Raw genomic sequence first — 5,069 nt, forward strand, 5'->3', positions numbered from 1 at the left:
TCTGGCTTGAATAGGGTTGATATTATTATTGAATGTCAACACGCCCTAGCGCGCTTTACAAAGAAGCGTTTTTTCGCGATTCTTGCGAAAAAACGCTGCGCGCAGCCTTCGCTGCGAGATTGTTTGGCGATTTTTGCCAAACAATCTCGGAAACATGGCCAAAAAACTGGTCGCCGACGAGACGTGGATTCACACAGGCCATTCGCTCCATCCATTGCCCTGACGGGCAACGGATGGAGCACATGAGACGGTGCGCGCTTGCGCCTTTTTTCGCAAAAGACGCGAAAAAGGGCTGATCGTGAAAAACGCGCGAAAGGAATCAATCAAAAGAAAAGTCCCAAGGGCTTTGTCCTTGGATCCCACCGGGGACCTTGTGGTCCCCGGATCCCTCAACAGTGGGGCTTGGGATTCCCCGCACAGTGGGGCTTGTCTCGGATCCCACCGGGGACCTTGAGGTCCTCGGACCCTTGCAACCGTTACCGCACTTCTTGGACGAAGGGACCACGAACATGGCATCGGAACATGCGCCTGAGCTGAGCCGTGAGCTGGCATCTCGATTGCCCCTGTTCGCGGATCCCGGTTTTGAACAGGCGCAAGAGGCCGCCTCGGCGGGTAAGCTGGCGGCGGCGATCGCCGGCTACGAGGCGATCGATCGCGCCAACGCCGCCCGCAATTTTCAGGATGCCCTGCTGTTCGGACAACGCGGCGATCCGGGCTCCTTGATCATGCTGGCCAAAAAATGCGTGGCCGCCGATCCGAACCATTATCCTGCCTGGCGCATGCTGGCCGATCTGCTGGGTGGTCGGGAGGCGGAACAGGCTTGCCTGAAGGCGTTGGAGGGGTATCCGGACGAAACCGGTATACGCATGCGCTGTGTGAACCTGCTCACGGAACGTCAGGATCTCCGCGGCGCGGTGGCGCTGCTCGAGGCGACGCCGGCGGCGAGTCGGGAGTCGCTGGAGGTTCAACGCGCCCTGGCCGATCTGAGTTGGAAACTGGGGGATTTCGCCACCGCCGAGCCGGCGCTGCGCCACTGTCTGCGCCTGAATCCCGCCGATTCCCAATCCTGCCAGACCCTGATCGAGATCCTGGATCGCCTGGATCGTCTGGATGATGCGGTGCGGGTGTGTCGGGCGTTTCTCGGCGACAATCCCACCGATGGGGTGGTCTGGGTGGCGCTCGCCGACATGCTGGTTCGTCAGGGCGACTGGGGCGAGGCGGAAGCGCTGTTCCAGGCGTTGCTGGGCGGACAACCCACCTGGTTGCGGGTGCGGCAGAAGTATGCGGAGATGCTCGAAAAGGCCGGGCGTCACCAGGAGGCGATCGATACCTGTTGGCAGAACATCCAGATGGCTCCCAACGATCTGGAGAGCTATCTGTGTCTCACCGACATGCTGCACCGCTTCAACAATCGCCCCCATGCCGGGATCGTGTTGCAACGGGTGTGCGAACAGTACGCCCCGAGCGGGGATTGGGGAGCCTCGGTACTGCCGCCTTCCCTGTCGACGCGGCTGATCTATCACCATCTGCCCGAGATCGCCAGCCACTACTGCACCGGACGACGCGCCCTCATCGACCACACCGGCATCACCCTGACCGCCAACCCGGAAGAGCCTGGCAAGGTGGTGGAGTTGTGCTGCATCGTGGTGGGGGATGAGCACATCCGCTTTCTGAACGATGTCGCTTTTCCATCGCTGCTGGCCACCGAGGGGTTCGAGGATTTGCGCCGATCCCGTCGGGTTGTCTATAATCTTTATACCACCCGTGTCAATCTGCCGGGTCTGGAACCCTTTCTGGCCCAATTGCGGCATCATCAGATCCCGTTCCGCGTGAACGTGGAACTCTTGTCGCTCTCCCAGGATCTGTATGAGGTGCTGTGCCTGCCGATCATCGACCAGGTGCGTCGCTCGCTGGAGAGCGGCTCGGTGGTGGTGATGGCGGTTCCGGACGCGATCATGACCGGATCGATCGCGCGGGTGATCGGCGATATGCGGCCCCATGAAACCGTGGTCTGCCCCATGCCGCGCATCGATTCCGCGCTGGCCTATCCAGTGCTCAAGCAGGCGTTGGCGTGTGGCAAGGGGTTGCGGAGTCGGGATTTCGTGCGACGCTGCATGACCGAGTTCCAACATCCCCAGACCTACGCGGCGTTGCGCGGCGACAGCAACTGCCTGCGCTATCGGGAGCACGGCGGCTATTACGAGGTCCGGAATTTCGCGCCGCCCCCGTTGTGTTTTCAGGCCCGCCCGGAGATGCTCGATCATCTGATCCAGGCCCCCATGTGCGGTCCCACCTCGCATGCGTGTTTTTACATCGTGGACCACGATTTCGTGGAGTCGGCGTTCCGATCCAACACCATGCGGTTGATTCAGAACAGCGACTATTTCTTTTGGGCGGAATTCACCGGTCCCCTTCGGCATTCCGATTTTCTGGCGGGTCGCAAGGGGGAGCATTATTATTATCCGGAGTCGTCGCGTTTCATCTATCACCAGGAAGTCAAATGGATCCATTCGGACTGAAATGTCTGTTATGATCGGGCTGGTCCGATCGTGTTTGACCGTTTACCGTATTGGCCATATTCATCATTTTTGGAAGGAAGACCATCATGGACGTTTTCAATGTCGCCATCGCCGGCGCGACCGGCAATGTGGGTCGGGAGATTCTCGCCATTCTGGAGGAGCGCAATTTCCCCGTGGGTGAGTTGCATCTGCTGGCCTCGGAGCGTACCGCCGGCAGTCGCGTCGAGTATCGCGGTCGCGAGATCGTGGTGAAGAACCTGGCCGAGTTCGATTTTTCCGGCGTGCATGTCGGGTTGTTCTCGCCGGGCGGTTCGGTCTCCGCGGTGCATGCCCCGCGTGCCGCCGCAGCCGGATGCGTGGTGGTGGACAACACTTCCCATTTCCGCATGGAGCCGGATGTCCCGCTGGTGGTGCCCGAGGTCAACCCCGAGGCGATCGCCGGTTACAAGAAACGGGGGATCATCTCCAATCCCAACTGCTCGACCATTCAGATGGTCGTGGCCTTGAAGCCGATCCACGACGCCGCGCGCATCAAGCGGGTGGTGGTGGCCACCTATCAGGCGGTTTCCGGCGCGGGCAAGGCGGCCATGGACGAACTGATGGAGCAGTCGCGCGCCTTCTACATTCCGGGTCGCGACGTGCCACCCAAAAAGTTCATCAAGCCGATCGCCTTCAATCTCATTCCGCACATCGACTCCTTCCTGGAGAACGGCTATACCAAGGAAGAGATGAAGATGGTGAACGAGACCCACAAGATCCTCGATCCCAACATCCGCGTCACCGCCACCACGGTGCGGGTGCCGGTGTTCAACGCCCACTCCGAGGTGGTGACCATCGAGACCGAAAAGCCGCTCTCCCCGGAGGAGGCTCGCGAGTTGTTGCGCAACGCGCCGGGTATCGAGGTGGTGGACGATCCCACCAAACCCAGCTACATCACCCCGCGTGAGGCGGCGGGCAAGGATGCCACCTTCGTGTCGCGCATCCGCAAGGACTTCAGCGTGGAGAACGGCTTGCAGATGTGGGTGGTCTCCGACAATCTGCGCAAGGGTGCCGCGTTGAACGCGGTGCAGATCGCCGAGGTGCTGATTCGCGATTATCTGGGTAAGTGATTCGGGAGCAAGGGGGTGAAGCGGTGCCCATGAGAAGGAGTGTGCGACGCGGGCTCGGGCGGGCGTGGGTGGGAATCATTGGCCTGACGTGGATCCTGTGTGGGATGGCGGATGAGGCGCTTGCTCTCACCATGACCGGACCGATGTCGGTGAAAAGCGCCTTGAACGCCCCTTTCTCCGCCGAAATCCCCTACACCCTCGAGCCGGGTGAGCCCCCGTTGCAGGTCGAGGTGCTGGTCGGAACGAACTCCGACTTCACCTCGGGGGGCGCCCGGTCCCGTTTGAACGCCCGTCTGGTGGACGAGGGCGCGGCGGGGGGCAGGATCGTCATCACCGGGACACAGCCGGAAAACGAGCCCTTTTTCACCCTGTTGTTGCGGGTCACCCAGGGGGATCTTTCCTTTGTGCGCAACTATCCGGTAGCCCTCGATGCGGCGGCCTCGGGGGTCACCCCGGCCTTCCCGGTCAAGGGTGGCAAGGCCGCCGCCGGCGACCCCCTCCCCGCGCTGAGCGCCATTCCGTCGGATCAACCGGCCCAGCCAGCCTGGCGATCCGCCTGGCTGGCCTGGAACCGCTGGATCAACGGTCTGCCTCGTGAGGTCCTGGCTGGAACCGCGGGTGGTCTGGCGTTTCTGGTTCTGGTGCTGCTGCGCTGGTCGCGGCGTCGTCGGGCAGAGGATCCTCAAACGGCGTGTGAAGGGAGCGGACGCCACGAACGTCAGGAACCGGTGGCGGTCGAGGCCCCCCCGGTATTCGAGCCCGCGCCGCTCGCGGCCCTGGCGGTTGCGCCCTTCCTGGTTCCCGAGGAGTCGCCGCCGGAGCCGGGATTCGCGCCAGATCCGATGGGCGAGTTGCCGGCCACCGCGCCGCCCGAGGAGCACCTGGCCGATCACGCCGTGCCACCCGCGCCCGTCTCCCTGGAAAAATCCTCGTTTCCCGAGACTCCGGCGATGATCGCCTCGCCGGTTGTTTCGTCTCCCCCGGTGATGCCCGCCGACCCCGTGGAGCCAACGAATGGGGCGCCCGCACCCGACACCATGGAACAGGCCGAGTCATCCATCCAAAGCGTTTCCGACTCTCCTTTCGATGCGCGGTCCCCTGTTGGCGACTTTCCCTTCGAAGTGCGGTCTTCTGTTGCCGACCATCCCTTCGATGTGCTGTCTCCTCCCGAGTCGTCGGACGCGGAGATGCTGGCGGGAGGGGCCAGTCATGGCTCCGAGGCCGGGTTGGAGGCGGCGTTGTCCGAGTGGTCCGCGCCGAGCGATCCCCGGGATCTGGCGCATGGGATGGAGACGGACGAATCCGATCTGGATCTGAACGAGCTGTTGATGGCGTTGGAGTCCGCTCCGGAGAGCCATCCGGCGCATGACACGCTGAGCGGCGTCGCGGAAGAGGAGTCCCTGTCCCTGGAAGCGGTCGAGGTCGGGCGGGGAGTGGTCGA

General features: G+C 62.6%; 4 protein-coding genes. All 4 read left to right on the top strand.

The features are described 5' to 3' along the window. The coding region (locus ACV4UY_RS04820) for a hypothetical protein (protein WP_491606516.1) at positions 1-246 on the top strand (246 nt) is incomplete at its 5' end. A 263-nt stretch (positions 247-509) separates the two neighbouring features. Then, entirely contained in the window at positions 510-2,519 is a 2,010-nt protein-coding gene (locus ACV4UY_RS04825; RefSeq protein WP_491606517.1) for a tetratricopeptide repeat protein, read from the top strand. An 86-nt stretch (positions 2,520-2,605) separates the two neighbouring features. After that, entirely contained in the window at positions 2,606-3,628 is a 1,023-nt protein-coding gene (locus ACV4UY_RS04830; protein ID WP_491606518.1) for an aspartate-semialdehyde dehydrogenase, read from the top strand. Positions 3,629-3,732: 104 nt separating this feature from the next. After that, positions 3,733-5,069 (top strand): type IV pilus assembly protein FimV (locus tag ACV4UY_RS04835; protein ID WP_491606519.1); only part of this gene is annotated, 1,337 nt, incomplete at its 3' end.

This window comes from Candidatus Magnetaquiglobus sp., from assembly GCF_058402785.1.